Source organism: Pseudomonas fluorescens (genome assembly GCF_041354075.1).
Lineage (GTDB): Bacteria > Pseudomonadota > Gammaproteobacteria > Pseudomonadales > Pseudomonadaceae > Aquipseudomonas > Aquipseudomonas fluorescens_CE.
The window spans coordinates 257,281-284,051 of sequence record NZ_JARZGC010000002.1; the positions used below are offsets into that span (position 1 = coordinate 257,281).

The window sequence follows — 26,771 nt, forward strand, 5'->3', positions numbered from 1 at the left end:
AGAATCGGGGCCCTTATGCCAGTGGATCCAAGTCACGATGTCTCGCCTTACCCCCCTCGATCGCCAGCACCTCGAACCGTCCACCGTAAACACCCTCGACCGACTCCTCACTGACTATGGTCCCTACGCCAGCCTGCTGGGTGCGTTCACCCATCGGCCTCCGGCGCTGGAGCATTTGTTCGGTTATCTGGTGCAGTCCAAGCGTGATGCGCTGATCTCGCCACGGCACCTGGAAATCGCGTTGCTCACGGCCTCCAAGGCCCACGCCTGCCACTACTGCATCGTCCTGCACGAGCCGAAACTGGCGGCTCAGGGCATCAGCCAGGAAGCGATCGAAAAACTGCTCGACGACCATGTGCCGGGCCTCGATGCACAGGATCTGCTGGTGCGTGATTACGCCCGCCTCGTCACCTTGACCCCCGACCGGATCAGCGATGACGTGCACCGCCGCCTACGTGAGTACTACAGCGAAGCACAGGTGGTGGAGCTGACCATTCGTATTGCCCTTTGCAGCTTTTTCAAGCGCTTCAACGAAGCCCTGGAAGTACCGAACGAAGACATAGTCGCCGCAGAACTGCACGGGGAGCCGGCGGTATGACCGCCAAGCTGGCGATCAGTCATCTGCGCAAATCCTTCAACACCGATGGCCAGCCGGTACCGGTGCTCGACGACATCAACCTGCAGGTCCAGGCCGGCGAATTCGTCAGCATCATCGGCCCTTCGGGGTGCGGCAAGTCGACCTTGTTCAACATCCTCACCGGGTTGCTGGAGCACGACAGCGGCCGTATTGCGCTGGACGGCCACGAGGTACCGCACCTGCGCGGGCGGGTGGGCTACATGCTCCAGCGTGACCTGTTGATGCCCTGGCGCACGGTGCTGGAAAACGTGATTGTCGGCCTGGAAGTCAAGGGCGTGGCCCGTGCCGAGTCCATCGAGCGCGCGCGGGAGTACCTGAACAATTTCGGTTTGCTGCCCTTCCAGAACAGCTACCCCAAGGAGCTCTCCGGCGGCATGCGCCAACGCGTGGCACTGGCCAGAACCTTGCTGCCAGACCCGGACATCCTGCTGCTTGATGAACCCTTCTCGGCGCTGGACTACCAGACCCGTCTCTACCTGGAAGCCATGCTGGTGGACACGGCCAGCCAACAAGGCAAAACCGTGGTGCTGGTCACCCACGACATCGATGAAGCCATCGCCCTGTCGCAACGCATTTATGTGCTGAGCGCGCGGCCTGGCCGGGTCAAGAGCGAACAACACATCGACCTGCAAACCCGTTCACCGCTGGAGGCGCGTCACGACCCGCGTTTTGCCGGTTACTTCGACCTGCTGTGTCGAGAGCTGGACATCCAGACTGCCGCCAGGAAACAGGCCTCATGACTCAGACCTCCACCTCCACTGCCCTCGCGACAAACGCTCCGGCGCCACCCACGCGACGTCGTGTGCCGGTGAGCATTGTGCAATTGGGCATCTTGCTGCTGATCGTCGGCACCTGGGAATATGGTGTGCGCGCCGGGTTCATTTCCGCGTTCCTGTTCGGCTCACCCAGCGGCACCGCGCTGGCGGGCTGGAAGCTGATCCAGTCCGGCGAACTGTGGGAGCATGCCTACTACACCTTGTGGGCATCGATCATAGGGTTCGTCGCCGGCACCGTGCTGGGCACCCTTCCGGGATTGCTCTTGTGGTATTCGCCCTATGTGGCCCGGGTGATCGAGCCATTTCTGGTGGCGATCAACAGCGTGCCGAAAATTGCCTTCGCACCTCTGGTGATTCTCTGGTTCGGCACCGGCCTGGTGTCGAAAATCGCCCTGTCGATTTCCCTGACCTCGATCGTCGCCCTGCTCGCGGCGTTCCAGGCCGCCAAGGACACCGACCCGGATCTGCAGAAAATGCTGATCTCCCTTGGCGCCAGCAAGTGGCAGATCTTCGCCAAGGTCGTGGTGCCCTCCGCCCTGCCCTACGTGATCAGCACCTTTCGCATCAACATCGGTTTCGCCCTGGTGGGCACCGTGGTCGGCGAGTTCATTTCGTCCAGCTACGGCATCGGCCATGTGATCTTCGTCGCCTCTTCGCTCTACGACCTGAACACCGTGTGGGTCGGGATTTTCAGCCTGATGGCGCTGGGCTTCGTGCTTTACGCCGGGGTCGAGCTGGCCGAACGAAAACTGCTGCGCTGGAAAGACCAGACCTACGCCACGAACTTCAAACTCTAGGAACTCGCATGACATTGTCCCCCTCCATTCGACTGGCAGGTTTTGCCCTGGCCTCAACGCTGTCCCTGGGTGCCGTTGCCCAGGATCAAACCGTGGTCTCGGCCGCCTTCAAATCGGTGTTCTACCTGCCGGTGTATTTCGCCCAGGAGCATGGCTACTTCAAGGACGAAGGCCTGAACGTGCGCATCGACGTGGCCTCCTCGTCCACCAATGCACTGGCGGCGGTGATCGCCCGCAGCGCCGACTTCTCGCTGCACGGTCCGGAATGGACCGCGATCTCCTTCAGCCGTGGCGCCCCGGTAAAAATCGTCGGCGGCACCCTCAATCGTCTGGGTGTATGGCTGACCTGCAAGGCCGATGTGACGTTCAACGGCTTCGCCAGCCTGGCCGGCAAGACCATTTCCACCGGCACCATGCCCACCACCAGCACTTCCGCCTTCCTGAGGCTGGCGCAGCAAGCCGGCCTGGACCCCAAGAAGGACCTGAACATCCTCCAGGTGCCGATGGGCAACGAGATTGGCCCGCTCAGTTCCGGCCAGGCCGATTGCGCCGTGTTGTATGAACCGGGCGCTTCGCAGGCAGAGGCGCAGGGCTACAAGGTGGTCGCGGCGTTCTCCCGGCAGATGGGACCGTACACCTTCTCGGCGATCTCGACCCGCAAGGACATTGATCCGGACACCTCGCACAAATTCGTCAGCGGAATCGACCGCGCCCTCAAAACCATTCGCAAGGACCCCGAAGCGGCAGTCGCAAGCGGCTTGAAACTGTTCCCCAACCTCGACCCGGCCGTGGTGCGCGCTTCGGTACTGCGCCTGATCAACGACGGTGTATTCGCCGACTCGGTGGCCATCGACCCCAAGGCCCTTCAGGACGCGCTGGCGACACAGGTCGACCTGGGCAACCTCGAACAGATCCCCAAGGATTCGAGCTGGATCGATTTGCAGTGGGCAGATCAGCAGACGGGCAAGGGTTACTGATGCTCCCCTGGCCGGACCTCGCCCCTACAGACGGTAACTCACGGACTGTGGGAGCGTGCCGGCTCGCGATGGTCGTCAACGATGACGCTGGCTAGCTGAAGGCCCGCAGTGCTCTCAGGTTTTTCGCGAGCGAGCTCGCGCCTACAGGGTTCGTGCGGGTTCCAGGGAGACCCTGACAAACACCGGCTCACTGCTGACCAGGCGAATCCCGTCAGGACCGCTTTCCAGCAGGCGTCTCTCTTGCTCCGCAACCAGAAGCTCCAGCTCGAAACCCTCGGCCTTGGTGAAGCGGGAGGCGATCTCGCGGATCGAGTTCGACGCACTCGGTGTGTTGGAGTCGAAATGACCGAGCAGCTTGCCGTGTTGCCGAATGACCAGCCTGTAAGTTTGCATTCAGGGCATACCTGTAGTGGGTGAATGGATGTCAGCGTTCGCGACCTGTTCAGTGGGGATCGGATGCGCCAGGCCAGTAGAAGGCATCAGGCGTGCTGCGAGCACCGAAGATCGCCTGCCCCACACGGACCACAGTGGCGCCTTCCTCGATGGCAATTTCGTAGTCGCCCGACATCCCCATCGACAGCTCATCGAGCCCGATGCCTGCGGGCGCACCCTGACGCAGTTGATCGCGCAACTCGCGCAGCAGGCTGAAGCAGGCCCGGACGCGCTCAGGCTCTGCCGAAAGCACGGCCAGGGTCATCAACCCACGCACGCGGAGCGCGGAAAACGCCGGCAGTTCGCCAAGGAACGCCGGAACATCTTCAGGCCGCAGCCCATATTTGCTGTCCTCACCGGACGTATTGACCTGAACGAAAACGTCCAGCGACCGACCGGCGTCCTGCAGGTGCCGATCGAGCGCGCGTGCGAGGCGCAAACTGTCCAGCGCCTGGAATTCACTGGCGAATTGCGCCACGACCTTGGCCTTGTTGGTTTGCAGGTGGCCGATGACTGACCAGCGCAGCGACGGGAGGTCGCTCATGGCCTGCCATTTGCGGCTGGCTTCCTGCACCTTGTTCTCGCCCAGCCACACACAACCCGCCTGGTGCGCGAGGCGAATGCGTGACTCTTCGACGGTCTTGCTCACTGGCAGCAGGCGCACACTGTCCCTGGCGCGGCCGACACGGGCGCAGGCCGCCTCGATCCGGGCATCGACGGTGGCCAGGTTGCGGCGAAAGTCTTCGACGGTCTCGGCGACAGGCCACAAGCCATGCTGGTCATGGCGGGTCTGGGTGGGTGGATTGGCGCTGTGTTCGCTCATGGCTGCTTCTCCTGTGGGCTTCGGATCACTGGCTCGTTTCCAAGCACGGTTTTCTCCGATATGCTTTGTCTGTGTCTAAATTTATATTGGCATAGGACAATGACCAAAATCAAAGGAAAATCGGCGCAAGAGATCGCCGACTGCGTTCGTGCCCTGGTGCAGAGCGGCGAACTGGCCCCCGGGGCTTCGCTGCCACCGGTGCGCGAGCTGGCGTTGGAGATCAACGTGAATCGCAACACGGTCGCGTCGGCCTATCAGCGCCTGGTGACGGCCGGAATTGCCATCACTCAGGGACGGCATGGCACGACTGTCTGCCAAGCCCCTCGTGCGGGCGAGCAGGAGGGTTTCAGCAGCGGCACCGCGCTGATCGATCTGGCAGACGGCAACCCCAATCCTGCGTGGCTGCCCTCGGTGGCGTCGCTGCTGACAGGTTCACTGCCTCGTCCTTATCTCTATGGCGACGACACGATTCTTCCCGAACTGCGGCTGCTGGGGGAGAAGTCGCTCGGCCCCGATTGCCCCGCGACCTGGAGCCTTGAACTGACCCACGGCGCAGTCGACGCCATCGAACGCCTGGCCGCCGCGCTGCTGGTCCCCGGCGATGCCGTCGCCATTGAAGACCCCGGTTTTCTCGGTAGCCTCAATGCACTGCGCCTTGCCGGCATGCGCACATTCGGCGTCGAGATTGACCGGCAGGGCATGACGCCGGCTTCTCTGGAGGCATCGCTCGCCAAAGGTGCAAGGGCTGTGCTGATCACCCCTCGGGCGCAAAATCCGACGGGTTGCAGCCTGACGAAGAAGCGCGCGCAACAATTGCAGAAAGTCCTGACCAGGTTTCCGGAGGTGGCGCTGATCGTTGACGATCATTTCGGTTTGCTGGACGAAACGCCCTATCACTCGATCATCCCGCCCGGGACCCAGCGCTGGGCACTCGTGCGCTCGGTGTCCAAGGGGCTCGGACCGGACCTGCGCGTGGCATTCGTCGGTTGTGACAGCGTGACAGCAGAACGCCTGCGCACCCGGCTCACGTCCGGTACGTGCTGGGTCAGCCACATCCTCCAGGCCGCAGTCATCACAGGCTTGACGTCGAGCGACGCCCTGGCCCGAATGGATGAGGCGCGGCGGGGCTACACGCGCCTGCGCCAGGAACTGTGCGACGAACTTTCGCAGGTGGGCATCGCCGTCACCCCACCGGAGGGCGGCTTCAATGTGTGGATTGCCCTGCCCGGGGACGCGAAGGATGTCGCCTACGAACTGGCGAAAAAAGGCTGGCTGGTTCGCCTGGGGACGGCCTTTGATGTGGACGGCGAATCCAGGGCCATTCGGGTCACCGTGTCGCACCTTCAGACGGATCAGGCAAAGGCCTTTGCCCGGGATCTGAAGGCTTGCCTCTGACGTTTTACCCAAGAGTTCAGCGAGGAAAAAATGAACGTACATTTTGTGGTACACGAGGCTTTCGAATCGCCAGGCGCTTACGAAAACTGGGTCGAGAGCCGCGGCCATCAAGCCAGCTATTCCCGCGTCTATCTATACGATGAGCTGCCGCAAACCCTGGACGACATCGATCTGCTGGTCGTGATGGGCGGTCCTCAGGGTCCATCGACAACCCGGGAAGAATGCCCGCACTTCGATGCCGCCGCCGAATGTGCACTGATCGCCAAAGCCGTGGCCGCCAACAAGCCAGTCGTGGGCGTGTGCCTTGGCGCGCAATTGCTCGGCGAAGCGCTGGGCGCAAAATGCGGCCACAGCCCGGAACCGGAAATCGGCAGCTACCCGATCACCTTGACCGCTGCCGGCAAAGCCGACGCAAAGCTTGCGCACTTCGGCGACACCCTCGAAGTCGGCCATTGGCACAACGACATGCCCGGCCTGACCGCCGACGCGCAAGTCCTCGCTGCCAGCGAAGGCTGTCCGCGCCAGATCATCCGGTACAGCCAAGGGGTGTACGGTTTCCAGTGCCATATGGAATTCACCCGTGAGGTTGTCGAGTTGCTCATCAAGGCCTCCGCAGACGACCTGCTGAAGCTGGCTGATCGACGGTTCGTGCAGCAGGCCGAGGCGTTGCGGGCGAATGGTTACGACGAGATGAACCAGAAGCTGTTCGGGTTTCTGGATGCCCTCGTTCTGGAACACAAACGATGAGCAACTTGAAAACACCGCAGCCCCTGTAGGAGCGAGCATGCTCGCGATGGTAGTCAACGATAACGTGGGCTGCCTGATACCCCGCGGGGTCCTTGCAACCATCGCGAGCATGCTCGCTCCTACAGGGGCTGCGTCGTGGTCACGGCAAAATGCCGCCTCGTTGGGATTCGCACTCAAATAGCAATTGCTATCATTTACAGATCCAGAACATTTATTTAAGCTTCCGCCGCGATTTATCCGCTCGTCTGCCAGAGAAGCCCGACCATGTCGTTTGTCTCCTTCATCGCGTTGCTCCCCGGACCCCGTCGTTGAACTGGCAGGACATCGACCTGCGCTGGGCCTACAGCGATCTGTTGCTCAGTCTCAGCCGGCAAACCCGTTGCGTGCAGCGCGCCTATGACGTGTTGCACGACGCGCTTGTCCGTTTCGCCCTCGCCCGCCCTGCTCAGCCGGTGACGCAGCCCAACGCCTACCTCAGGCAGGTGGCCCAGTCGGTGTTGATCGACCATTTCCGCCGCAACGCCCGTTTCCAGCCCCTGCCCGATTACCACGAACAAAACGATGACACGCTCTTTGCCCCGTCCGCCGAACACTTGCTGGACATCCAGCAACGGCTGACCGCCCTGCAACGTATTCTCGACTGCCTGCCTGCGCGCTGCCGCGAGGTCTTCTGGCTGGCGCGCATCGAGGGCTGCTCGCAGAAAGAAATCGCCGAGCAGTTGGACATCAGCGTGAACATGGTCGAACGCCACATGGCCAGGGCCCTGGTCGACATGCGCAACGCCCGCGAATTGCTGCGTCGATGAGCACCGCCCGCGAACAGGCGGCGCTGTGGTTCGCGCGCCTTTACAACGGCGCCGACGACCACCCGGAACGCCCGCAGTTCGAGGCCTGGTTGGCCGAAAACCCGCTGCACCTGACCGAGTATCGTGAACTGGCCGAGCTGTGGGGCGATTTCGCTTCGGTGCGACACATCGAGGCACTGGCCCAGGCAATGGAACAGGATCGTCGGCGCCAGCGTCGCCGCCTGATACAGAGCGGCGGGCTCGTCGTGTTGCTGGTGTTGAGCGGCCTGTTCGGCTGGCACGCTCACCGTTACGGCCCTCTGGAGCTCGATCTGCACACCCGCATCGGCGAACGACAGGTGCAGCACCTGCGTGACGGCAGCGAACTGTCGCTCGATGCCGATACCCACCTGCACCTGCGCTTCGACAACACGCTGCGCCAGGTCGAACTGCTGCGCGGTGAGGCGATCTTCTCCGTGGCGCGCCAGCCCGAACGCCCCTTCGTGATCGACAGTGGCCTGGCCCGGGTTCGCGTGCTGGGCACGCGTTTCGTGGTCAACCGCCTGCCTGACCGGCTGCGCATCAGTGTCGATCATGGCACGGTGCAGGTCGACAGCCTCTCCCGTGCGGGCGAGCGCCTGGTGCTGGAGGCCGGACATGTTGCGGAGGTCAGCGCTGACGGACGCCTGCGACGCCTGTCCCGTGCCGCCGGCGATGCCTTCAGTTTCCAGGACGGCAGCCTGGTGTTCGATCAAGCCGACCTGACCGAGGTCGCCGCCACCCTGTCGCGGTATCGCCAGGCCCCGGTGCGTGCCGCCAACGGCAAGAGCCCGCGCCTCAGTGCCGTGGTGCAACTGAGCGATATCGACGGCTTCCTCCAATCGCTTCCCAAGGTGTTGCCGGTTCGTCTTCGCGAAGAATCGGGCACCACGGTCATTCAGCCCCTTTAGTCTCCACGAACATCGGGCAATAGCGACCGTTCGTCGCAGCCGCAAATAATTCGCAATCACAACATCAGGGTAAACCCGGCTTCGAGCGTTAGAGAAAGGAGCTATCCAACACAAGAAGGATGATGTGCATGCACATGCAAGTAACGCTGCGCGCCCTGTCGGCCGTCGTGGCCATGACATTGGCAACCCATACCCTCGCCGCCCCTGTAAATATTGACCTGCCCGCCCAACCACTGGCCGTTTCCCTGCGGCAGTTGGGCGAGGTCGCGGGCGTGACGATTGCGGTCGACAGCCGCCTGGTCCAGGGCCGCCAGGCACCGGCCGTCAGCGGCACGATGGACGCGCAAGGCGCACTCCTGCGCCTGCTCGCGGGCAGCGGACTGACGTACCAGCAAAGCGGCAATACGCTGATCGTGCTGGAAACCGGCAGCACTGCAATGGAGCTGGGCGCCACCAACATCAACGGCTTCGCGCTCGGGGCCACCACGGAAAACACCGGTTCCTACACCACCGGGTCGACGGCCACCGCCACCAAACTGCCGCTGTCGATTCGCGAGACACCCCAGTCGGTCAGCGTCATGACCCACCAGCGCATGGAAGACCAAAACCTCACCCAGTTGCTGGACGTGGTCAAGCAGGCGCCGGGCCTGAGCGTCAATCAGGGGGGCAACGCCGGCTCGGACTCCAGCCTGATCTACTCGCGCGGTTTCGTGGTGGAGAACTATCAGGTCGATGGCTTGCAGCGTCTGGACAGCGGTTACAACTCCGTCGCGCAGAGCAGCGACATGGCGTTGTACGACCGTGTCGAGATCATCCGTGGTGCCACCGGTCTGACCAACGGCACAGGCACACCGGGCGCCACGGTCAACCTGATCCGCAAGCGCCCCACCGCCGACTTCCAGAGCAGCGTATCGGTGGCCGCAGGCTCCTGGAACTACCGACGCGATGAAGTCGACGTCAGCGGCCCCCTGAACGACAGCGGCACCCTGCGGGGCCGAGTGGTCGGCGCCTATCAGGACAACGAGTCGTACATCGACCGCTTCAACGAGCGCAAGAAGGTGTTCTACGCAATCATCGAAGCCGACCTCACGCCCGACACGCTGCTGAGCTTCGGCATGGACTCCCAGACCCACGACGCCGACGACCACGCCCGTGGCGGCCGCCCGCTGTTCAACAGCGACGGCACGCGTGCCAAATGGTCCCGCTCGGATTCGGCGGCGGCCAGCTGGGCCTATTCCAACCGCCATTTCACCAGCGGCTTCGCCACGCTCGAGCACAATCTCACGGAGCGCTGGAAAGCCAAACTGACGCTCAACCGCGACCGTTACGAATACGACGAGGTGCTCGGCTACGCCGCCGGTGGCAACCCCGACCCGGCCACCGGGGCCGGCGTCAACCTGTGGGCCGGGCGCTGGGCTGCCAAACCGGTGCAAACCAGTGCCGACTTCAACCTCTCCGGCAGCTTCGACCTGTGGGGCCTGGAGCATGATGCCGTGCTGGGCTACACGCGCCAGCACACCCAATATCGCTCCAGCAATTTCCCCCTGTGGCGCTTCGACGGGTGGAGCGGTGCCATCGCCAACATCTATGAGTGGAACGGCGACTTCCCGGGCATGCCGCCCATGCCGGCCACCGGGCGCGCGGACCACAAGGAAGATCAGGCGGCGACCTACGGCAGCACGCGCCTGCGCCTGAGCAACGACCTGTCGCTGATCCTCGGCGCCCGGGTCAACGACTGGAAAAACACCGTCAAGACCGAATACTACGACGGCTCGCCAGACACCGACGAACACCGCAGCGAGACCGGAGTGGTCACGCCATTTGCCGGCGTGCTCTATGACCTCGATCAGAACTGGTCGGTGTACGCCAGCTACACGAGCATCTTCAAACCCCAGAGCAACAAGGACATCAACGGCCAATACATCGACCCACTGGAAGGCGAAGGCTACGAGCTGGGCAGCAAGGCGTCGTTCTTCGACGACCGCCTGAACTTCGGTCTGGCGGTGTACGAAGTCAAGCAGGACAACCTGGCCGTACTGATCGAGCCCAACGTTCCGGTCACCGGCGGCGGCTTCGCCTATCGCGCCGAATCCGGCACCAAGACCCGTGGGTTCGAAGTGGAACTGAGCGGCGAACTGGCCACCGACTGGCAGGCCAGCGCCAGCTTCAGCCGCAACATCGTGCAGGACGCCGAGGGCAAGAAGCTCAACACCAACGTGCCGCAGAACACCTTCAAGCTGTTCACCACCTACACCCTGCGCGATATCGGCAACGGGTTGACCGTCGGCGCCGGCGCCAACTGGCAGAGCAGGATCTACAGCAACAACCAGGGTTTGAATCGCGTGCGCTTCACCCAGGACGACTACGCCGTGGTCGACCTGATGGCACGGTATCCGATCACCCGCCAGTTGAGCGCCACCGTCAATCTGAACAACGTTTTCGACAAATCGTATTACACCAGCACCGCCGGCAGCAGCTACTACGGCACGCCGCGCAATGCATCGCTGGGGCTGAAATACAGCTTCTGAAGCACTGTGCAATGGGAGAACCCCTTACAGGGTTCTTCCATCACTGACACAGCAGGCTATTGATTCCTGCCCGGTCCCCGTTCGGAGGTCGGGCGCAACACCGACTGCATCGCCGGTGTCACCTCAACCGCCCCGCCGAGATTGACCTCCGTGACCTGCGCCTGCTTTTTCCGGCTGCGCGAATCATAGGCCTGACGACGTTCGATCCAGCGCCGCAACGCCAACAACAGTGCGCTGACAAACCCGTACATCACGGTGACGATGAACGCCGATTGCAGCAGCGACTGCGGTGCGAAGCTGGATATCTGCTGTGAACGACGCAACAACTCTTCGTACGGAATGATGTACCCCAACGACGTGTCCTGGACGATCGCCAGAACGGCACTGACCAGGGCTGGCAACATCAGCTTCAGCGCCTGGGGCAATACCACCCACACCATCGCCTGATGATCGCGCATGCCAATGGACAGCGCCGCTTCCTTCTGCCCGCGCCCCAGCGAAAGAATGCCTGCTCGCACAATCTCCGCAGTCATCGCGCTGTGGTGCAGCACCATGCCGAAGATCAGGTAGCCCAGTGCCGACCAGTGCAACCCTATTGAAGGCAGCAGGATGACCGTAAACAGGATCAGCAACAGCAGGGGGACCGCTCGGAAACAACCGATGTAACCCGCCGCCAGCGTGCGCACCCAGAACCGGTTCGACAACCGTGCCAGCGCCAAGGGCACCGCAAGGCTGAAGGCCAGCACCGTACTGATCACTGCCGCCAGCAAGGTGGCCATCAGGCCGTCAAACAGGAACTTCAAGGTGCCGGGATGCAGGAAGATTTTCCAGCGATGGGCATCGAACTGACCACTCGCTTCCAGGCGATGCCCGACCGCATACGCAAAGCCGAACAGCAGGAACACGCCCACCACCGAAATGATCCGGTTACGCCGCCTGGCAATCGGTCCCGGCGGCTCGTAAAGCAGGTTATCCGCACTCATCGCAGCACCGCCACTTTTTGCTCAAGGAAGCGGAAGAACAGCCCCGCAGGAAGAGTCAGCAGGAAATAGGCCGCCATGGCCCCGAGAAACGTCGGCACCGCCAGGGCCGTGTCAAAGTTGATCTTCTGCGCGGTGTAGGTAATGTCCGCCACCCCGATCGCCGCGCCGATGGCCGACGCCTTGATCTGAATGATGAACAGGTTGCCCAGGGGCGCAATCACCGACTGCACGGCCTGTGGCAAGACCACTTCGCCCAGTATCTGGTCGAAGCGCATGCCGATGCTGCGTGCCGCTTCGATCTGCCCCACGGGCACGGTATTGATGCCGGCCCGCACCACCTCACAGATCCACGCCGCGCTGTACAACCCCAGGACCAGGACCGTGGAGGTGAACAGCGAATACATGAAGCCGAGCTTCGGCAGGCCGAAAGTGAACAGCAGCAACAACGCCAGCAGCGGCATCATGCGCATCAGTTCCACGTAACTGCTGGCAAACCAGCGAAAGGGTGGCCAGGGGCTCACCCTCATGATTGCCAGGAGCAGTCCGAGAACGATCGCAATGGCGAAGGACAGCAGGGTCAACTGGATGCTGACCCCAATACCGCCCAGAAAGCGTTCGATATACGACATCAGGTTCGCCTCAGCCGAGCGTTACTGTTCGATGACCGGCACCTGGGGTGCACCGAGACCTTCCTGCAGGTCCCTGCTGTACATTTCCTTCCACTGGCCGTCCTTGATCGCGGTGCTCAGTTGCTGGTTGAGCCAGTCACGCCAGGCGGTGTCTTCCTTGATGACGGCAATGCCGTACGGCTCTTCGGTGAAGGGCGTGCCCACCACACGCAGCTTGCCCGGCTGACGCATCGACTCGCCCACCAGCGTCGCACCGTCGTCGACATAGGCGTCGAAACGTTTGTCGATCAGTCCCTCGACGCAGGCCGAGGCATCGCTGAACGTGACAATCTTCGCTGTCGGCGCGAGCGGCTTGAGGTTGCGCTCCACGGTGGTGCCGCTGAGGACGCACACCGTCTTGCCATTGAGGTCGGCGGTCTTGGTGATCGACTGATCGTCGGCGCGCACCAGCGAGTCCTGCCCGGCCAGGTAATACGGGCCCGCAAAGCCGATGACCTTCTTGCGCTCGTCGGTCACGGTCATGGTGGCGATGACCATGTCGACACGCTTGTTCTCGACCAGCGGGATGCGGTTTTCCGGCGTGGTGCTGACCCATTCGATGTTGTCTTCGGACCCGGTGAGCTTCTTCGCGAGCATGCGCGCCAAGTCAGCCTCGAACCCTTCGACCTCACCGGTCATGGGGTTGCGCGACGAAAACATCAGGGTATTGAGCGAGCTGCCCACCACCAGTTTGCCGCGCTTCTGGACCTTGGCCATGGTCGAATCGGCCGGGAACGACTCGGCGGTAGAGGCCGAGACGAAGGAGGCGAACATGCAGGAAGCCAGGAGGGAGACGCCGAGGGAAACGATTCGATGTGTACGCATGGTTGTCATCTCTTGTTCTTGTGATGTTATTGATTGAATCAGTGTGCAAGGACCTTGGACAGAAATTCGCGGGCGCGCTCCGAGCGAGGGGCACTGAAGAATGTCTCGGGTGGAGCGCTTTCGACGATCCGACCGGCATCCATGAAAATGATGCGGTCGGCAGCGGAACGCGCGAAGCCCATCTCATGGGTGACCACGACCATGGTCATCCCGGTGCGGGCCAGGTCGACCATGACCTTGAGCACCTCGTTGACCATTTCTGGATCAAGGGCCGAGGTGGGCTCGTCGAACAGCATCACGCTGGGCTTCATCGCCAGCGACCGGGCCAGGGCCACGCGCTGCTGCTGACCGCCAGAGAGTTCAGCCGGGTAGGACTTGCCCTTGTGGCCCAGGCCGACCTGCTCAAGCAGTTGCAGGGCCCAGGCATCGGCCTCCGCGCCGCGCATGCCGAGGACTTTTCTAGGCCCCATCGCGACGTTCTGCAACGCCGTGCGATGGGAAAACAGGTTGAAACTCTGGAAGACCATCCCGACCTTGGCACGCATCTTCGCCAGTGCCCCACCCTCTTCCGGCAGGCGCTCGCCATGCAGGAAGATATCGCCGTTGGTGATGGTTTCCAGGCGATTGATGCACCGGCACAGGGTCGATTTGCCAGAGCCGGACGGACCGATGATCACCACCACCTCACCGGGCTGCACCTCCAGGTCGACGTCGAACAGCACTTGCTGGCTGCCGAAGAATTTGTTGACGGCACGCAATGAAATGGCAGGCGTTTGTTGATTCAATGATTGAGCCGATTGCATGGTTTCTATCTGCCCCTATAGAGTTGACCCGTACCCGACAGGCACGGCGAACTAGACGAACTTCAACTGCACCGTGGCTTTCAACTGCCCGGCACGCGAGCCGTTGTAACTCTTGAGCACGGGGTCGGCCCAGGGTGCCAGAAGTGGATCATCACTGCCTTCTTCCAGCACACCCAATTGCTTGAGCACAGCAATGGTCACGGCAAACACGCTGGGGAAATCGCCGTCGCTCACCTTGACCGCCACACCCAGGCCACGGCTGCGGATGCCGACCGTCTGCACGCCGTCGGCGCCGGTCTTCGCCACCCAGTCGCCGTTCGAAGCCAGCGTGATGCCGAGGTCGGCGCGACCGGTCCCCGAGACCATGTGCGGGTGGCTGCGCATGGCATCGAACAGGCGCGTCAAGACCGGATCGAGGCTCGCATCGCCCCCGCCATCGCCACTGGCGAGGCGCGCCCACAACAGCGCAAGGCGCGACAACGGCATGCCCAGGTTCGGCGCATTGCAGCCATCGATGCCGGTCCACAGCTGGGTGGGCGCCACCCCGGTCATTGCGGCGACTACGCGCAGAATGTCGCGCTGCAGTTCGTGCTCGGGGGACAGATAGCTCTGGCTGGGTAGACCATGCAGCCGGCAGTAGGCGAGAAAACCGCTGTGCTTGCCGGAACAGTTGTGGTGGCGCTGATCGTACTGAAAGCCCTGGGGCGGCAGGTTGTCCACGGAGTAGAAGTCCGGCAGGTGGCAGCCGCAGCCCAAGTGGTCAACCTCCTGCCGGGTTTTCTCCAGCATGCCGCTCACGGCGTTCACGTGCGAGGTTTCGCCCGAGTGACTGGCGCACATGATCGCCACTTGCTCATCGGAAAAGCCGAAGTGCTCGATCCCGCCGTCACGGACGAATGGAATGGCCTGGAACGGCTTGAGCGTCGAGCGGGAAAACATCATCGAACCGGGATCGCCGGCATAGGCCAGCAACACCCCTTCGTTGTCAACGACAGCCACCGATCCCCAGTGGATGCGTTCCACGTGTTCGTTTCGGGTCGCAATGGCCAATGGAACGTGTGCGGGAAAATCCATGGTGATCTCGATACTCCAAAGCTCGCCTCAGGAAGCACATCCCTTCGGGCGAATACGTGGTCGGTTGGATGAACGACGTGCGCACTTCGATCGAAATTGAGTCTATATTCAGCCAAATACTGATGGAATATCGTGAAACAGAATTCGGTTTTGCATACAGCGCAAAGGCAACCACTTCCAACATGACATCTGAAACCGTACGTATCGATCACCTTGGCGTGATGAGAGCCCTGGTCAAAGTGGTCGAATTGGGCACCTTCTCTGCGGCCGCCCGGGAGATGCACGTCTCCCCTTCCACCCTGACCCGCATGATCTCGACGCTGGAAAAGTCCCTGGACACGATCTTGCTGCACCGCACTACGCACATCGTCGCCCTGACCGAGGCCGGCCAGATCTATCACGCCCGGGCCTTGTCGATGATCGCGGACCTGGACGACACCTTGCGTGTCGTCAGCGACCTCAACCTTGCACCCAGCGGCCCGTTGAAACTGGTGTCGCCGGTGGCATTCGGCAGACGCTTTCTCGCACCGCTGATCGCGCCTTTTCTGAAAATGTACCCGGGCATCCAGATGGACCTGCGGTTGACCGATAACCACAACGACATGATCGTGGGCGGCTTCGATCTGGATATCCATGAAGGCGAAAACCATCTGGAAAACCTCGTCGCCTACCCGATCTGTCGCAACGACTCATTGCTGTGCGCCACCCCGGACTACCTCGCGCGCAATGGACACCCCGCCACCCCGGCCGAGCTCAGTTCGCACAATTGCCTGATCTACCTGCACCCCGACAGCGACCCCCACTGGTACTTCACCAAGGACGAGGTCAAGCACTCGATTTTCCCCAAGGGCAATCTGCAATCGGACAACTCGGAACTGCTGCTCGAAGCTGTCTGCGGCGGGCTGGGTGTTGCCGAGTTCGAGATCTGGCTGGTGCGGGATTTACTATTGAACGGCGAATTGCAGATCGTCCTGCCGGACTATCGATTTGTTAATTCGCTGACCGGGAACCAGATCTACATGGCTTACCTGCCCAATCGCCGTTACTCGACAAAAGTCAGGGTGCTGCGCGATTTTCTCGAAGAGCGACTCAAGGGCATTGGTGAACTGCCCGCAGAACTGTTCAAGCATCGTTTGTGAGCGAGCGCATTACAAACGCTTGTGGTGCACCGAACACACCACAAATCACTGTGGGAGCTGGCTTGCCAGCGATGAGGCCGGCACATCCGACCTCTGTGGAGCCTGACACCCCGCCATCGTCGGACCGCCGCCCGGAACAAGCCCGCTCCCACAAAAGTGAATTGAGACTGGCAACGGACTGACAATCAGACTCCAGGGCAAATTGTCCGACTCCAGCGCAGAACTTCATCCGCCAGGGCAAGGCAATGCCTGCGCCCTTCTCTCACACTCGGTTCCAAAGCAATCGCCGGCATAGCGCGATGCCTACAACAAGAGCCGAGAACATGAACAGTCATCTGCCCGATACCCCAGCCAGCACCGGCCATATTGGCACACGCCAGGCGCGGGTCGAGGACGCCGCCCTGTTGCGGGGCCTGGGCCGCTATGCCGACGATGCGGCCATCCCGCCCGGCACGCTGCACGCGGCTATCGTTCGCTCACCTCATGCCCACGCACGCATCACCTCCATCGACTTCGCCAAAGCCCTGACCCTGCGAGGTGTGCACGGCGTTCTCGTCGGTGAGGATGTCAAACGTTGGGCACTGCCGTTTCCGGTCGGCGTGCGCCAACCCATGGAGCACTGGTGCGTCGCGGTCGACAAGGTGCGTTACGTCGGAGAACCGGTGGCGGTGGTCATCGCCGAAAACCGTTACCTGGCCGAGGATGCCATTGAAGCGGTGCGCGTCGTCTATGAACCGCTGCCGCCGATCATCGACCCGCTGGCGGCAACCGGCGAAGAGGCGCCAGTGCTGCACGAGGCAGTCGGCAGCAACGTGGTCAACGAACGTCATTTCCGTTATGGCGAGCCTGAGCAGGCCTTCGAGTCCGCCGCGCATCGCATCTCGCTCAACGTTCAGTACCCACGCAGTTCCTGCACGCCCATCGAGTGTTATGTGGTGCTCGCCCAGTTCGAACGCACCACGGGCGTGTACGACGTCATGGCCAACTTCCAGGGCCCCTACGCCTTGCACACGGTCATGGCGCGCGCCTTGAACGTCCCTGGCAATCGCCTGCGGCTGCGCACGCCGAAGGACTCCGGCGGCAGTTTCGGGATCAAGCAGGGCGTCTTCCCTTACGTGGTGATGATGGGCCTGGCCGCTCGCAAGGTGGGCGCCCCGGTGAAGTGGGTCGAAGACCGCCTGGAACATTTGCAGGGCGCGTCATCGGCGACCAATCGCGTCACCGAGATCGAAGCGGCCGTGGACCCCGACGGCCGGGTGACAGCCCTGCGATATGACCAGATCGACGATTGCGGCGCCTACCTGCGCGCTCCGGAACCGGCGACCTTCTATCGCATGCACGGCAACCTGACCGGCGCCTACGGGATTCGCAATCTGCAGGTGCGCAACCGCGTGGTGCTGACCAACAAGACGCCAACCGGCCTCAACCGGGGATTTGGCGGGCCCCAGGTGTATTACGCGCTGGAACGGCTGATGCAGCACATCGCCGTCAAGCTGCAACTCGATCCGCTGGAAGTCATTCGGCGCAATCTTGTCCCCGCGGACGCCTTTCCCTACCGGGCGGCCGCCGGTGCCCTGCTCGACTCCGGCAATTACCAGGCAGGCATTGCGCTGGCGGTCAACGAGGGGGGGCTGGGGCAATTGATACAGCGTCGCGAGCAAGCGCGAGCAGAAGGCCGTCTCTACGGCATCGGTTTTGCCGCCGTGGTTGAACCTTCGATTTCCAACATGGGATACATCACCACCGCCATGAGCGTGGATGAACGCGCCAAGGCGGGCCCCAAGAACGGCGCAGTGAGCACCGCCACCGTCACGGTCGGGCCACTGGGTGACGTTACCGTCCATGTGTCGTCAACGCCCCAGGGGCAAGGCCATCAGACAGCGGTGGCGCAGGTGGTCGCTTCGGTGCTGGGCGTGACGCTGGAATCCATCATCGTCAATGTCGAACTCGACACCCAGAAGGACGCCTGGTCGATCGCCTCGGGCAACTATTCCAGCCGTTTCGCCGGCGCCGTTGCAGGCGTGGTCTATCAGGCGGCCATCAAGATACGCGACCGACTGGCCAATCTGGCGGCGACTCAACTGAACGTCGAGGCCAGCGATGTGCGATTTGCCGGTGGAAAGATCTTCACCGTCGACGGCCCCTCGGCGCCGTTTCACCGGATCGCAGGTGCCGCGCACTGGGCGCCCGGGCTGCTGCCCGAGGGTGAATCCGGTGGCATGCGCGAAACCGCGTTCTGGTCACCGCCGCAACTGACGGCTCCAGACGATACTGATCGGGTCAACAGCTCCCTGTGCTACGGCTTCGTGTTCGATATCTGCGCGCTGGAGATCGATCCGGTCACGGGCGCCATTCATATCGAGCGCTATGTCACCTGCCACGATGCGGGACGCCTGATCAATCCCGACCTGGTGGACGGGCAGATTCGCGGCGGCTTCACCCAGGGATTGGGCGCCGCGTTGATGGAGGAATTTGCCTATGGCGCGGACGGCAGCTTTCTCAGTGGCACCTTTGCCGACTACCTGGTGCCCACCGCACCGGAGGTCATCGAGCCCGTGATCCTGCACATGGAAACCCCCTCGCCTTTCACGCCCCTGGGGGCCAAAGGCGTCGGTGAAGGCAACAACATGAGCACGCCGGTGTGCATCGCCAATGCAGTGGCCGATGCACTGGGCCGGGATGATATCCGCCTGCCCCTGACGCCATCGCGGGTGCGTTCGATGATCGGCATTGACGAACCGCCCAGGCCAGCGGGCATGGAGCAGGATGACAGTTTCCCTGAAGCCATCACCGGCGGTCCCGCCCTGCAAGCCCGCGACAGCGTGATCATTCCGGCAGCGCCACAACAGGTGTTCGACACCTTGCTCGATCCGCAGACCCTCAAGGCGATCATCCCGGGCTGCCATGCACTGGAGCTGGAAAGCGAAAACAACTACGCCGCCGACGTGACCGTTGGCGTCGGCATGATCCGCGCCCGATTCGAGGCCAGGGTCGCCCTCAGCGAGCTGGAACCGCCGCACTCGTTACGCCTCTCCGGCTCGGGCAGCAGCTCGATGGGGTCGGCCACGGGCCACGCCAAAGTGCGCTTCGTTGAACTGGAAAACGGCCATACACGCCTTGAGTATCACTACCAGGTGTCGGTGAGTGGCAAGGTCGCCGCCGTCGGCGCGCGCATGTTGCAAGGGGCCTCGAAAGTCATCATCGGCCAGATCTTCACGCGTCTGTCCCAGCGCGTCACCGGCCAGGCCATCCACACCCCTTGGTGGACGCGCTTGAAAACCACCCTCGCCACCCTGCTGGGCAAAGGAGGTGAGCAATGAAACCTGCCGCGTTCGACTACGTACGGGCCAGCCACCGCGAAGAAGTGCTGGATCTGTTGGCCGAATATGGGCAGGACGCCCGGATCATCGCCGGCGGCCAGTCACTGATGGCGGTGCTGAACATGCGTCTGGCCCAACCCAAGGTACTGATCGACATCAACCATGTCGCCGACCTGAATTTCATCGAACGTCGCAACGGATGCCTGGCGGTCGGGGCTGCGGTGCGTCAGGCACAACTGCTGGCGCACCCGTCCCTGGCCGATGACGTGCCCTTGCTGGCGCAGGCGATGCCCTGGATCGGACATTTCCAGACCCGCAATCGCGGCACCGTCTGTGGTTCGGTGGCGCACGCCGATCCGAGCGCCGAATTGCCGCTGTGCCTCGTCACCCTGGGCGGTGAGGTGATCCTGCAATCGAAAAAGGGCCAGCGCAGCGTCCAGGCAGCGGACTTCTTCCAGGGGATTCTCACCACCGCCAAACGCCCCGATGAACTGGTGTCCGAGGTGCGTTTTGCGCTGAAGCGGGACGCCATCAGCTATCGCTTCCGGGAAGTCGCCATGCGCCACGGCGACTTCGCCATGGTCGCCCTGGCCGCCGCCGTCGGCGATGACCACGTCGAGCTCGGCATTGGCGGCGTGGGCGATCGCCCGCAATGCCGCCGGCTGGAGCGCGGCGCCTCGCTGAAGGACGCCTTGAACGAACTGGCCTGGTCGCTCGACGCCCAGGACGACTTGCATGCCAGTGCCGCCTATCGTCGGCAACTGGTTCGTGAACTGGGGCTGCGCCTCATAGAAGGAGTCTGAACATGCGCGCCAATGCCGACCAAGTTTTTCTGGTGAACGTCAAACTCAACGGTCGCGAGCGTCAAGCCACGACCGAATCACGTACCCAACTGTGCGACTTCCTGCGTCACGACCTGGGTGCCACCGGTGTGCATGTGGGCTGTGAACACGGCGTCTGCGGTGCCTGCACCGTGCTGGTGGACGGCGTGGCGATGCGCTCGTGCCTGATGCTCGCGGTGCAAAGCCATGAGCAACGCATCGACACCGTGGAGTCGTTGGCCGAGGACGATGAGCTCAGCGACCTGCAACAAGCCTTTCGCCGTCATCACGCGCTGCAATGCGGATTTTGCACGGCGGGGATTCTCATGTCCTGCGTGGATTTCCTCGACCGGGTTCCCGATCCCGACGAGACACAGGTACGCGACATGCTCTCCGGCCACCTGTGCCGCTGCACCGGGTACACCGGCATGGTCCGGGCTGTTCTCGAAGTGGCCACCCAACGTCAAAAGAACCTGGAGGTACAACAATAATGTTCGATCTCGGACGCAGCTTCCTCGCAGCTGTCGAGCGTCGTCCCGACGCCGTGGCAATCAGCGATGGCGCGCTGAAAAAAACCTACCGGCAATGGTTCACCGATATCCAGTGCGCGGCCCATGGCCTGGAGGGGCTGGGACTCAAACGCGGCGACCGGCTGCTGGTCGCCATGCAGAATCGCTGGCAAATGGCGACACTGCACTGGGCCTGCCAGTTTGCAGGGATCGTCGTTGTGCCGGTCAACTGGCGCTCCACGGCCGATGAGCTGGCCTATTGCATTGGCGACGCCCAGATAAAAGCCATTGTCTACGACGACGCCACCCTCGCGGCCGTGGCCGCCTGCGCCAGCGCCAGCGCTTCAGGGCTACCACGTATCGCCTGTGGCGCGCGCGCGGATGATCGAGACCTGAGCTTCGAGGCGTTGACCGCTCAAGCCCCGGCGTCGACCCTCCTGCGCGCCTCGGCCGAAGACTTCTCGTTGCTGCTGTACACCTCCGGCACCACCAGCCGGCCCAAGGGTGTACCTCGCCGCCACCGCGCGGAACGGGCTGCCGCCGTCGCCCATGTCGCGCAAAACCTCTACCGGCACGATGAATGCACCCTCGGCGTCATGCCGCTGTATCACACCATGGGCGTGCGCTCCCTGCTGTCGATGGCGCTGATCGACGGACAATTTGTCTGCGTTCCACGCTTCGATGCCGAGGCGACGCTGCAGGCCATTGAGCAGCAGCAGGTCACCAACCTTTACCTGGTACCGACCCTGTATCACATGCTCATCGAGCATCCGGGCTTTCACAAGGACCGGGTCGCGACTGTCAAAAAGATTGGCTTTGCCGGTGCGCCCATGAGCGACGGCCTGATGCAACGCGTCGAGCAGGCCTTCGAACCGGAACTGTTCGTCAATCATTACGGCTGCTCCGAGATTTATACCTTCACCATTGACCAGCAGGCCCATCGCAAGCCGGGATCCTCCGGACGCTGCGCGCTCAATCAGCGGATTCGTGTGGTTGCGATCGACACCACTGATCCCGACCTGCCCAGCCGTCAGGGTGAAGAAGGCCAGATCATTGCCGACCTGGCCAGCGATGAAGCGTTCGAAGGCTATCTGAACCGGCCTGAAGCCACCGCCAAGGCGCTGCACGATGGCTGGTACTTCACCGGCGACACCGGCTACTTCGATGCCGACGGTGACCTGTTTGTCACCGGGCGAGTGGATGACCTGATCATCACCGGTGGTGAGAACGTCAGTCCGGTAGAAATCGAAAGCCTGCTGTCATTGCACCCCGCCGTGGAAGAAGTGGTGGTGGTCGGCCTGCCTGACGAACAGTGGGGCAAGATCATCGCCGCTTTCATCAAACCCCGTGGCGAGGTCAGCGACGCCGAACTCGACGCGTGGTGCATGGCCTCCGGGTTGGCAAAGTTCAAGCGCCCGCGCCATTACCAGTTCATCGATCAAATCCCGAAATCACCGGTTGGCAAGGTGCTGCGCCGCGTGCTGCTCGAAGAGCACCAGGCCAACACCTTGAAAACCGCCTGCTAATTCCCAAGAGGACATCCCCATGCAACAGCAATCGATCCAGCAGTTTCTCGACACCGAGTTCGACGGGTTTCAGGTCGTGGTCGACCCGGCACGGGAACGCGCCGACATCATCCTCAACAGGCCGCCATTGAATGTGATTGCCATGCCCCAGCGCGACATGCTGCGCAAAGTATTCGAGGCACTGGACGAACACCCGGCGGTGCGGGTGATCGTGCTTCGCTCCAGCGGCGAGCACTTCTCCAGCGGCGGCGATATCAAGGGGTTTCTCGAAGCTTCGCCGGAACATGTTTCCAAGCTGGCCTGGAACGTCGCCGCACCGGTACGCTGCGAAAAACCGGTGATTGCGGCCAATCGCGGCTACACCTTCGGCGTAGGCTTCGAGTTGTCCCTGGCCTGCGATTTCCGGGTGGCCTCGGAAACCACCCGCTACGCGTTGCCAGAACAGAACCTGGGGCAGATTCCCGGCTCGGGCGGTTCTGCCCGCTTGCAGAAAATGATCGGCATCACTCGCACCAAACACATGGTCATGCGTGCCAAACGCATCAGCGGGCAACAGGCGTATGACTGGGGAATCGCGACCGAATGTGTGCCGGACGGCGAACTGGAAACCACTGTCGATGCTTTGGTCGAAGAACTGCGACGCTTCTCGCCACTGGCACAGCGCACCGCCAAACGGCTGATCAACGACAACGAAAACTCGCCGCTGACGGTGGCCATCGAAATGGAAGGCCATTGCTACAGCCGCCTGCGCGGCTCCCTGGACTTCAAGGAAGGCGTCGAAGCCTTCCACGGCAAGCGTGCGGCGGTATTCAAGGGCGAATGACCCGGGCCTTCACGGCTCAAGGTCAGCCGCTCCCGGACACCGGGAGCGGTCGGCCCGGCAATACTGCACAGACGACCCGTTTCTCCCCGATAACTATAAAAAACCGGAGTCACCGTCATGGCGACCATCAACACCAGCACCACGAATCGCTCGCTCGACTCTCCCGCCGAGGCACCCGCTGCGGGCTATCTGTCGACGCGCAAGGCGTTGCTCGCCGGCTTCGCCTCGACCTTTGGCTGGGCACTGGATCTGTTCGATCTGTTCATCCTGCTCTACGTGGCGCCGATCATCGGTCGACTGTTTTTCCCGTCGGATACGCCCACGCTGTCACTGGCCGCCGTCTACGCCTCCTTTGCCGTCGCGTTGCTGGTCCGACCTCTCGGTTCGGCCATCTTCGGCAGCTACGCTGACAAGTACGGCCGCAAACGGGCGCTGATGGTCTCGATGGTCGGCGTCGGTATTTCCACGGCTCTGTTCGGTGTTCTGCCCACCCTCGCCCAGGTCGGTATCATCGCGCCGATTCTGTTCCTCATCCTGAGGATCGTGCAGGGCATTTTCGTCGGCGGCATTGTCGCCTCGACGCACACCATCGGCACGGAGTCCATTTCTCCACGCTATCGCGGTCTGATGTCGGGCCTGGTCGGTGGGGCGGGCGCCGGTATGGGCGCCCTGCTGGCGTCGTTCGCCTACCTGGTGCTGTCGGAAGTGTTCCCCGGCGCCGAGTTCGATGTGTGGGGCTGGCGCTGCATGTTCTTCTGCGGGTTGATCAGCACGGTCTTCGGCCTGGTCATGTATCGCTTCCTCGAAGAAACCCCGGCCTGGCGTCAACTCCAGGAAAAACGCAAAAACAACGTGGCCAAACCCGCGCAGTCACCTGTCAAGCGCCTGTTCAGCCCCGAATATCGCAAGGTCATGCTGGTCAACCTGTTGATCACCTTCGGCGGCGGTGCCACCTACTACCTGGCGTGCGGGTACCTGCCAACGCTGCTCAACGTGGTGGCCAAGGTGCCCCACGCTCAAACCTCGCACCTGTTGATGTACGGCTCGCTGGCCACCATCGCAGGCTCGCTGATGTTCGGTTACGTGAGCGACCTGATCGGGCGCAAGAAAACCTTCATCCTGTTGAGCCTGATCAATCTGGTCAGCCTGCCCTTGATGTTCCTCCATGTGGCCGACCCCGGTTCCCTGCTGCGCACGGCGCTCTACTGTTCCGGCATCGGCTTCATGGGCGGGGCGATGATCGCGCCGATCCTGATCTTCCTTAACGAACGCTTCACCACCGAGCTGCGCGCCAGCGGCACCGGCCTGTCATGGAACATCGGCTTTGCGCTGGGCGGCACCATGCCGACCTTCGTGTCGTTGGCCAGCAGCAGTCCGGAGCAGATCCCCCAGGTACTGGCGATGTTTGCCGTCGGGCTATCGCTGATCTATCTGGTGGGCAGCCTGGTCGTGCCCGAAACCAAGGGCAACTTCAACTGAGGACCGGCTATGGCAGCGTGTGCCCGTCGGACGCCAGGCCCGCGACGAAATCGGCGATCAGTCCCAGTGTGGCCTGCGTGGCTTCGCGCTGCGGGAAATGCTGGCAGTCGTCGAGCAACACACAGTCGCAAGATGCCGAAACATGAGCCTTGATCACAGACAGTTGTTCAGGGGTGGCGTACTGGTCGTCACGCCCCTGGATGACCAACAGCGGTCGAGCGATGTCCGTCAGTCGTGCGACCAGAGGCTCAAGGCTGAAGTCGGCATGCAGCCAGCTGTCGCTCCAGCCATGGAAGGCGCCGTCCACGTTGTCGCCGTGATGGCGCATCAACTGTTCGCGCAACCGGCCCGTGTGCCACTGCGTGACGGTCTGGCGTATGCCTTCCAGCGTCCTGGCTTCGACCAGGACGTGGGGCGCGAGCGCGATACTGCCGCGCACCCGAGGGTCATTGCTCGCCGCGTGGGCAAGCACGATCGAAGCGCCGTCGCTGTGGCCCAGCAGCACCACATCGTCCAGCTTCAGGGCATCGAGCAAAAGCGCCAGCTCCACCGGACCGTCCTGGTTCAGATACTCGAGCGATCGCGGCAAGGTCACCGGGCTGGATCGCCCGTACCCCTGGCGACTGTAGGTCAGTACGCCGCAGCCGGTCGCCTCGACCAACTGCTCGGGGAAATCGCGCCACTGCGCGGCGCAACCCAGGCCTTCATGCAGCAGCACCAGGGTCGGTCGGCCAGCCTGCGTGGCGGGCAGGTGGCGGTATTCGATCCGGACCTCGCCGAGTTCGACACAATCAGGTTTCACGACACTTTCACAGGACATACAGGGTCTGACACTGAACACAGGGCCCGCAGATTAACGCAATCGTCAGCAATGAGGTGAACCGGCATGCGACATCTGGATGTTCAGGTCATTGAACAGGCCTTGCACTGGGCGCGCTCGGGCCAGGCCGTCTGGCTGTGCACGGTGCTCTCGACTTATGGCTCGGCGCCCCGGGCGCCGGGCGCCATGCTGGTTGCCAACGCACAGGGCGAGTTCGTCGGCTCGTTGTCCGGAGGCTGTGTCGAGGAGGAGTTTCGCGAAAGCCTGGCCCGCGGCGAATTGCTCGAGGCCGCGCAGATCGTCCGTTATGGCGAGAACGCCGAGCAAAGCCGCCGCCTGCAATTGCCGTGCGGCGGCATGCTGATCGTGCTGGTCGAGCATCGTGCCGCCAGCCCGGCCTGGATCGATCACTTGCAGCAGTTGCAGGCCACCTTGCTGGGCCAGCACCAGCAACTGCGTCACGTCGACCTGACCACCGGGCAAACCCACCTGCAACCTGTCTCCCATCAAGCAGGTGAACGAGTCAGCGTTTGTGATGAACAGGTCCATATCCGCGTCGGTCCCGCACTGCGCCTTATTCTCGCCGGCCTGTCGCCGGTCGCCGAGTTCTGCGCCACCTTCGCCCGGGCGATTGGCTGTGAAGTGATCGCTTGCGATCCCCGGGATGAAATGCAGCATGTGCAACTGGAGGGCGTACAGATGCGGCGCATCCTGCCGTCGATGTTCATTGCCGCAGGTGGCTGTCACTCGGCGACGGCGGTGGTCGCCCTGACGCACGATCCGAAAATCGATGACCTGGCGCTCATGGAAGCGGTGCATACGCCGGCGTTCTACATCGGCGCGATGGGCTCACAGGCAACCTCCGCCAAGCGTGCCGAACGCCTCAGACGGATCGCTGGCCTGGACGACGCCCAGATTGCCCGCCTGCACATGCCGATCGGCCTGGACCTGGGCAGCAAATCCCCGGCGGAAATAGCCCTGGCCGTCATGGCCGACGTGTTGCGGGTGTATCACGGCAAACAGCGTCACGCGCTATGAGCACCGGCGGTCATGAACAGGCCGTTTCAACAGGGCCTGACTGGACGCGCGGCCCTGTTCTGCGGGATATTGCACCCTCAAGCATCCTGCCTTGCG

At 62.6% G+C, this 26,771-nt stretch carries 25 protein-coding genes; 17 read left to right on the top strand and 8 right to left on the bottom strand.

Annotated features, from left to right (window positions below):
• Window positions 1–37 precede the first annotated feature (37 nt).
• From QIW53_RS03445 to QIW53_RS03460, 4 genes are read left to right on the top strand one after another with little or no spacing between them, the layout of a single operon-like run.
• Window positions 38–598 carry a carboxymuconolactone decarboxylase family protein gene (locus tag QIW53_RS03445; RefSeq protein ID WP_371048287.1) on the top strand — a complete coding sequence of 187 codons (561 nt, stop codon included), beginning with the start codon at window positions 38–40 and terminating at the stop codon, window positions 596–598.
• Window positions 595–1,377: an ABC transporter ATP-binding protein gene (locus tag QIW53_RS03450; RefSeq protein WP_371048288.1), complete on the top strand. Its 783-nt coding sequence runs from the start codon at window positions 595–597 to the stop codon at window positions 1,375–1,377. Before QIW53_RS03445 ends, QIW53_RS03450 begins: the two co-directional genes overlap by 4 nt.
• Window positions 1,374–2,210: an ABC transporter permease gene (locus QIW53_RS03455; RefSeq protein WP_371048289.1), complete on the top strand. Its 837-nt coding sequence runs from the start codon at window positions 1,374–1,376 to the stop codon at window positions 2,208–2,210. Before QIW53_RS03450 ends, QIW53_RS03455 begins: the two co-directional genes overlap by 4 nt.
• Window positions 2,211–2,218: 8 nt before the next feature.
• Entirely contained in the window at window positions 2,219–3,187 is a 969-nt protein-coding gene (locus QIW53_RS03460) for an ABC transporter substrate-binding protein (RefSeq protein ID WP_371048290.1), read from the top strand.
• A gap of 141 nt (window positions 3,188–3,328) precedes the next feature.
• Here QIW53_RS03460 and QIW53_RS03465 read toward each other — a convergent pair whose 3' ends face one another.
• Window positions 3,329–3,580 (bottom strand): cytoplasmic protein, encoded by a 252-nt coding sequence (locus QIW53_RS03465; RefSeq protein WP_371048291.1) that lies wholly within the window; start codon window positions 3,578–3,580, stop codon window positions 3,329–3,331.
• A gap of 49 nt (window positions 3,581–3,629) precedes the next feature.
• Window positions 3,630–4,442: a YggS family pyridoxal phosphate-dependent enzyme gene (locus tag QIW53_RS03470; RefSeq protein ID WP_371048292.1), complete on the bottom strand. Its 813-nt coding sequence runs from the start codon at window positions 4,440–4,442 to the stop codon at window positions 3,630–3,632.
• 99 nt (window positions 4,443–4,541) lie between these two features.
• Here QIW53_RS03470 and ptsJ point away from each other — a divergent pair, with 99 nt between their 5' ends.
• From ptsJ to QIW53_RS03495, 5 genes are all read left to right on the top strand, one after another.
• Window positions 4,542–5,837 (top strand): MocR-like B6 salvage transcription factor PtsJ, encoded by a 1,296-nt coding sequence (ptsJ, locus tag QIW53_RS03475; RefSeq protein WP_371048293.1) that lies wholly within the window; start codon window positions 4,542–4,544, stop codon window positions 5,835–5,837.
• Between the two features lie 30 nt (window positions 5,838–5,867).
• Window positions 5,868–6,584, top strand: a complete 717-nt coding sequence (locus QIW53_RS03480) for a type 1 glutamine amidotransferase (RefSeq protein ID WP_371048294.1) — start codon at window positions 5,868–5,870, stop codon at window positions 6,582–6,584.
• A gap of 308 nt (window positions 6,585–6,892) precedes the next feature.
• Entirely contained in the window at window positions 6,893–7,390 is a 498-nt protein-coding gene (locus QIW53_RS03485; RefSeq protein ID WP_371048295.1) for a sigma-70 family RNA polymerase sigma factor, read from the top strand.
• Complete coding sequence (locus tag QIW53_RS03490; RefSeq protein ID WP_371048296.1) at window positions 7,387–8,319, top strand: FecR family protein; 933 nt, start codon at window positions 7,387–7,389, stop codon at window positions 8,317–8,319. The genes QIW53_RS03485 and QIW53_RS03490 overlap by 4 nt, the downstream gene beginning before the upstream one ends.
• Window positions 8,320–8,447: 128 nt before the next feature.
• Window positions 8,448–10,847: a TonB-dependent siderophore receptor gene (locus QIW53_RS03495; protein ID WP_371048297.1), complete on the top strand. Its 2,400-nt coding sequence runs from the start codon at window positions 8,448–8,450 to the stop codon at window positions 10,845–10,847.
• 56 nt (window positions 10,848–10,903) lie between these two features.
• On the opposite strand, the gene QIW53_RS03500 is transcribed toward QIW53_RS03495, so the two are convergent.
• From QIW53_RS03500 to QIW53_RS03520, 5 genes are read right to left on the bottom strand one after another with little or no spacing between them, the layout of a single operon-like run.
• Window positions 10,904–11,830 carry an amino acid ABC transporter permease gene (locus tag QIW53_RS03500; protein WP_371048298.1) on the bottom strand — a complete coding sequence of 309 codons (927 nt, stop codon included), beginning with the start codon at window positions 11,828–11,830 and terminating at the stop codon, window positions 10,904–10,906.
• Window positions 11,827–12,459 carry an amino acid ABC transporter permease gene (locus QIW53_RS03505; protein ID WP_371048299.1) on the bottom strand — a complete coding sequence of 211 codons (633 nt, stop codon included), beginning with the start codon at window positions 12,457–12,459 and terminating at the stop codon, window positions 11,827–11,829. Before QIW53_RS03505 ends, QIW53_RS03500 begins: the two co-directional genes overlap by 4 nt.
• Window positions 12,460–12,480: 21 nt before the next feature.
• Window positions 12,481–13,323, bottom strand: coding sequence for a glutamate ABC transporter substrate-binding protein (locus QIW53_RS03510; protein ID WP_371048300.1), 843 nt, complete (start codon window positions 13,321–13,323; stop codon window positions 12,481–12,483).
• Window positions 13,324–13,361: 38 nt separating this feature from the next.
• Window positions 13,362–14,126 (bottom strand): amino acid ABC transporter ATP-binding protein, encoded by a 765-nt coding sequence (locus QIW53_RS03515; protein ID WP_371048301.1) that lies wholly within the window; start codon window positions 14,124–14,126, stop codon window positions 13,362–13,364.
• Window positions 14,127–14,177: 51 nt separating this feature from the next.
• A complete protein-coding gene (locus QIW53_RS03520) occupies window positions 14,178–15,200 on the bottom strand; it encodes an asparaginase (protein ID WP_371048302.1) in 1,023 nt (340 codons plus the stop codon).
• Between the two features lie 182 nt (window positions 15,201–15,382).
• Here QIW53_RS03520 and QIW53_RS03525 point away from each other — a divergent pair, with 182 nt between their 5' ends.
• The 7 genes from QIW53_RS03525 (at window position 15,383) to QIW53_RS03555 (ending at window position 24,817) form a co-directional block, all read left to right on the top strand.
• Window positions 15,383–16,339: a LysR family transcriptional regulator gene (locus QIW53_RS03525; RefSeq protein ID WP_371048303.1), complete on the top strand. Its 957-nt coding sequence runs from the start codon at window positions 15,383–15,385 to the stop codon at window positions 16,337–16,339.
• Between the two features lie 323 nt (window positions 16,340–16,662).
• Window positions 16,663–19,659, top strand: coding sequence for a xanthine dehydrogenase family protein molybdopterin-binding subunit (locus QIW53_RS03530; protein ID WP_371048304.1), 2,997 nt, complete (start codon window positions 16,663–16,665; stop codon window positions 19,657–19,659).
• Complete coding sequence (locus QIW53_RS03535; RefSeq protein ID WP_371048305.1) at window positions 19,656–20,462, top strand: FAD binding domain-containing protein; 807 nt, start codon at window positions 19,656–19,658, stop codon at window positions 20,460–20,462. The genes QIW53_RS03530 and QIW53_RS03535 overlap by 4 nt, the downstream gene beginning before the upstream one ends.
• 2 nt (window positions 20,463–20,464) lie before the next feature.
• Window positions 20,465–20,971: a (2Fe-2S)-binding protein gene (locus QIW53_RS03540; protein ID WP_371048306.1), complete on the top strand. Its 507-nt coding sequence runs from the start codon at window positions 20,465–20,467 to the stop codon at window positions 20,969–20,971.
• Window positions 20,971–22,515 carry an AMP-binding protein gene (locus QIW53_RS03545; RefSeq protein ID WP_371048307.1) on the top strand — a complete coding sequence of 515 codons (1,545 nt, stop codon included), beginning with the start codon at window positions 20,971–20,973 and terminating at the stop codon, window positions 22,513–22,515. Before QIW53_RS03540 ends, QIW53_RS03545 begins: the two co-directional genes overlap by 1 nt.
• Before the next feature lie 19 nt (window positions 22,516–22,534).
• The gene (locus QIW53_RS03550) at window positions 22,535–23,338 is read left to right on the top strand and encodes an enoyl-CoA hydratase/isomerase family protein (RefSeq protein WP_371048308.1); all 804 of its coding nucleotides are present in this window, start codon (window positions 22,535–22,537) and stop codon (window positions 23,336–23,338) included.
• Between the two features lie 117 nt (window positions 23,339–23,455).
• Window positions 23,456–24,817: an MFS transporter gene (locus QIW53_RS03555; RefSeq protein ID WP_371048309.1), complete on the top strand. Its 1,362-nt coding sequence runs from the start codon at window positions 23,456–23,458 to the stop codon at window positions 24,815–24,817.
• A gap of 7 nt (window positions 24,818–24,824) precedes the next feature.
• Here QIW53_RS03555 and QIW53_RS03560 read toward each other — a convergent pair whose 3' ends face one another.
• Window positions 24,825–25,637, bottom strand: a complete 813-nt coding sequence (locus QIW53_RS03560; RefSeq protein ID WP_371048310.1) for an alpha/beta fold hydrolase — start codon at window positions 25,635–25,637, stop codon at window positions 24,825–24,827.
• Window positions 25,638–25,703: 66 nt separating this feature from the next.
• Between QIW53_RS03560 and QIW53_RS03565 the strand changes: the two genes are divergently transcribed.
• Window positions 25,704–26,675 carry an XdhC family protein gene (locus QIW53_RS03565; protein WP_371048311.1) on the top strand — a complete coding sequence of 324 codons (972 nt, stop codon included), beginning with the start codon at window positions 25,704–25,706 and terminating at the stop codon, window positions 26,673–26,675.
• Window positions 26,676–26,771 lie beyond the last annotated feature (96 nt).

Excerpts from the sequence above, each read along its gene's own strand:
- QIW53_RS03445 (WP_371048287.1), top strand. The coding sequence starts at position 38 with ATGTCTCGCCTTACCCCCCTCGATCGCCAGCACCTCGAACCGTCCACC.
- QIW53_RS03450 (WP_371048288.1), top strand. The coding sequence starts at position 595 with ATGACCGCCAAGCTGGCGATCAGTCATCTGCGCAAATCCTTCAACACC.
- QIW53_RS03455 (WP_371048289.1), top strand. The coding sequence starts at position 1,374 with ATGACTCAGACCTCCACCTCCACTGCCCTCGCGACAAACGCTCCGGCG.
- QIW53_RS03460 (WP_371048290.1), top strand. The coding sequence starts at position 2,219 with ATGACATTGTCCCCCTCCATTCGACTGGCAGGTTTTGCCCTGGCCTCA.
- QIW53_RS03465 (WP_371048291.1), bottom strand. The coding sequence starts at position 3,580 with ATGCAAACTTACAGGCTGGTCATTCGGCAACACGGCAAGCTGCTCGGT.
- QIW53_RS03470 (WP_371048292.1), bottom strand. The coding sequence starts at position 4,442 with ATGAGCGAACACAGCGCCAATCCACCCACCCAGACCCGCCATGACCAG.
- ptsJ (WP_371048293.1), top strand. The coding sequence starts at position 4,542 with ATGACCAAAATCAAAGGAAAATCGGCGCAAGAGATCGCCGACTGCGTT.
- QIW53_RS03480 (WP_371048294.1), top strand. The coding sequence starts at position 5,868 with ATGAACGTACATTTTGTGGTACACGAGGCTTTCGAATCGCCAGGCGCT.
- QIW53_RS03490 (WP_371048296.1), top strand. The coding sequence starts at position 7,387 with ATGAGCACCGCCCGCGAACAGGCGGCGCTGTGGTTCGCGCGCCTTTAC.
- QIW53_RS03495 (WP_371048297.1), top strand. The coding sequence starts at position 8,448 with ATGCACATGCAAGTAACGCTGCGCGCCCTGTCGGCCGTCGTGGCCATG.
- QIW53_RS03500 (WP_371048298.1), bottom strand. The coding sequence starts at position 11,830 with ATGAGTGCGGATAACCTGCTTTACGAGCCGCCGGGACCGATTGCCAGG.
- QIW53_RS03505 (WP_371048299.1), bottom strand. The coding sequence starts at position 12,459 with ATGTCGTATATCGAACGCTTTCTGGGCGGTATTGGGGTCAGCATCCAG.
- QIW53_RS03510 (WP_371048300.1), bottom strand. The coding sequence starts at position 13,323 with ATGCGTACACATCGAATCGTTTCCCTCGGCGTCTCCCTCCTGGCTTCC.
- QIW53_RS03515 (WP_371048301.1), bottom strand. The coding sequence starts at position 14,126 with ATGCAATCGGCTCAATCATTGAATCAACAAACGCCTGCCATTTCATTG.
- QIW53_RS03520 (WP_371048302.1), bottom strand. The coding sequence starts at position 15,200 with ATGGATTTTCCCGCACACGTTCCATTGGCCATTGCGACCCGAAACGAA.
- QIW53_RS03525 (WP_371048303.1), top strand. The coding sequence starts at position 15,383 with ATGACATCTGAAACCGTACGTATCGATCACCTTGGCGTGATGAGAGCC.
- QIW53_RS03530 (WP_371048304.1), top strand. The coding sequence starts at position 16,663 with ATGAACAGTCATCTGCCCGATACCCCAGCCAGCACCGGCCATATTGGC.
- QIW53_RS03535 (WP_371048305.1), top strand. The coding sequence starts at position 19,656 with ATGAAACCTGCCGCGTTCGACTACGTACGGGCCAGCCACCGCGAAGAA.
- QIW53_RS03540 (WP_371048306.1), top strand. The coding sequence starts at position 20,465 with ATGCGCGCCAATGCCGACCAAGTTTTTCTGGTGAACGTCAAACTCAAC.
- QIW53_RS03545 (WP_371048307.1), top strand. The coding sequence starts at position 20,971 with ATGTTCGATCTCGGACGCAGCTTCCTCGCAGCTGTCGAGCGTCGTCCC.
- QIW53_RS03550 (WP_371048308.1), top strand. The coding sequence starts at position 22,535 with ATGCAACAGCAATCGATCCAGCAGTTTCTCGACACCGAGTTCGACGGG.
- QIW53_RS03555 (WP_371048309.1), top strand. The coding sequence starts at position 23,456 with ATGGCGACCATCAACACCAGCACCACGAATCGCTCGCTCGACTCTCCC.
- QIW53_RS03560 (WP_371048310.1), bottom strand. The coding sequence starts at position 25,637 with ATGTCCTGTGAAAGTGTCGTGAAACCTGATTGTGTCGAACTCGGCGAG.
- QIW53_RS03565 (WP_371048311.1), top strand. The coding sequence starts at position 25,704 with ATGCGACATCTGGATGTTCAGGTCATTGAACAGGCCTTGCACTGGGCG.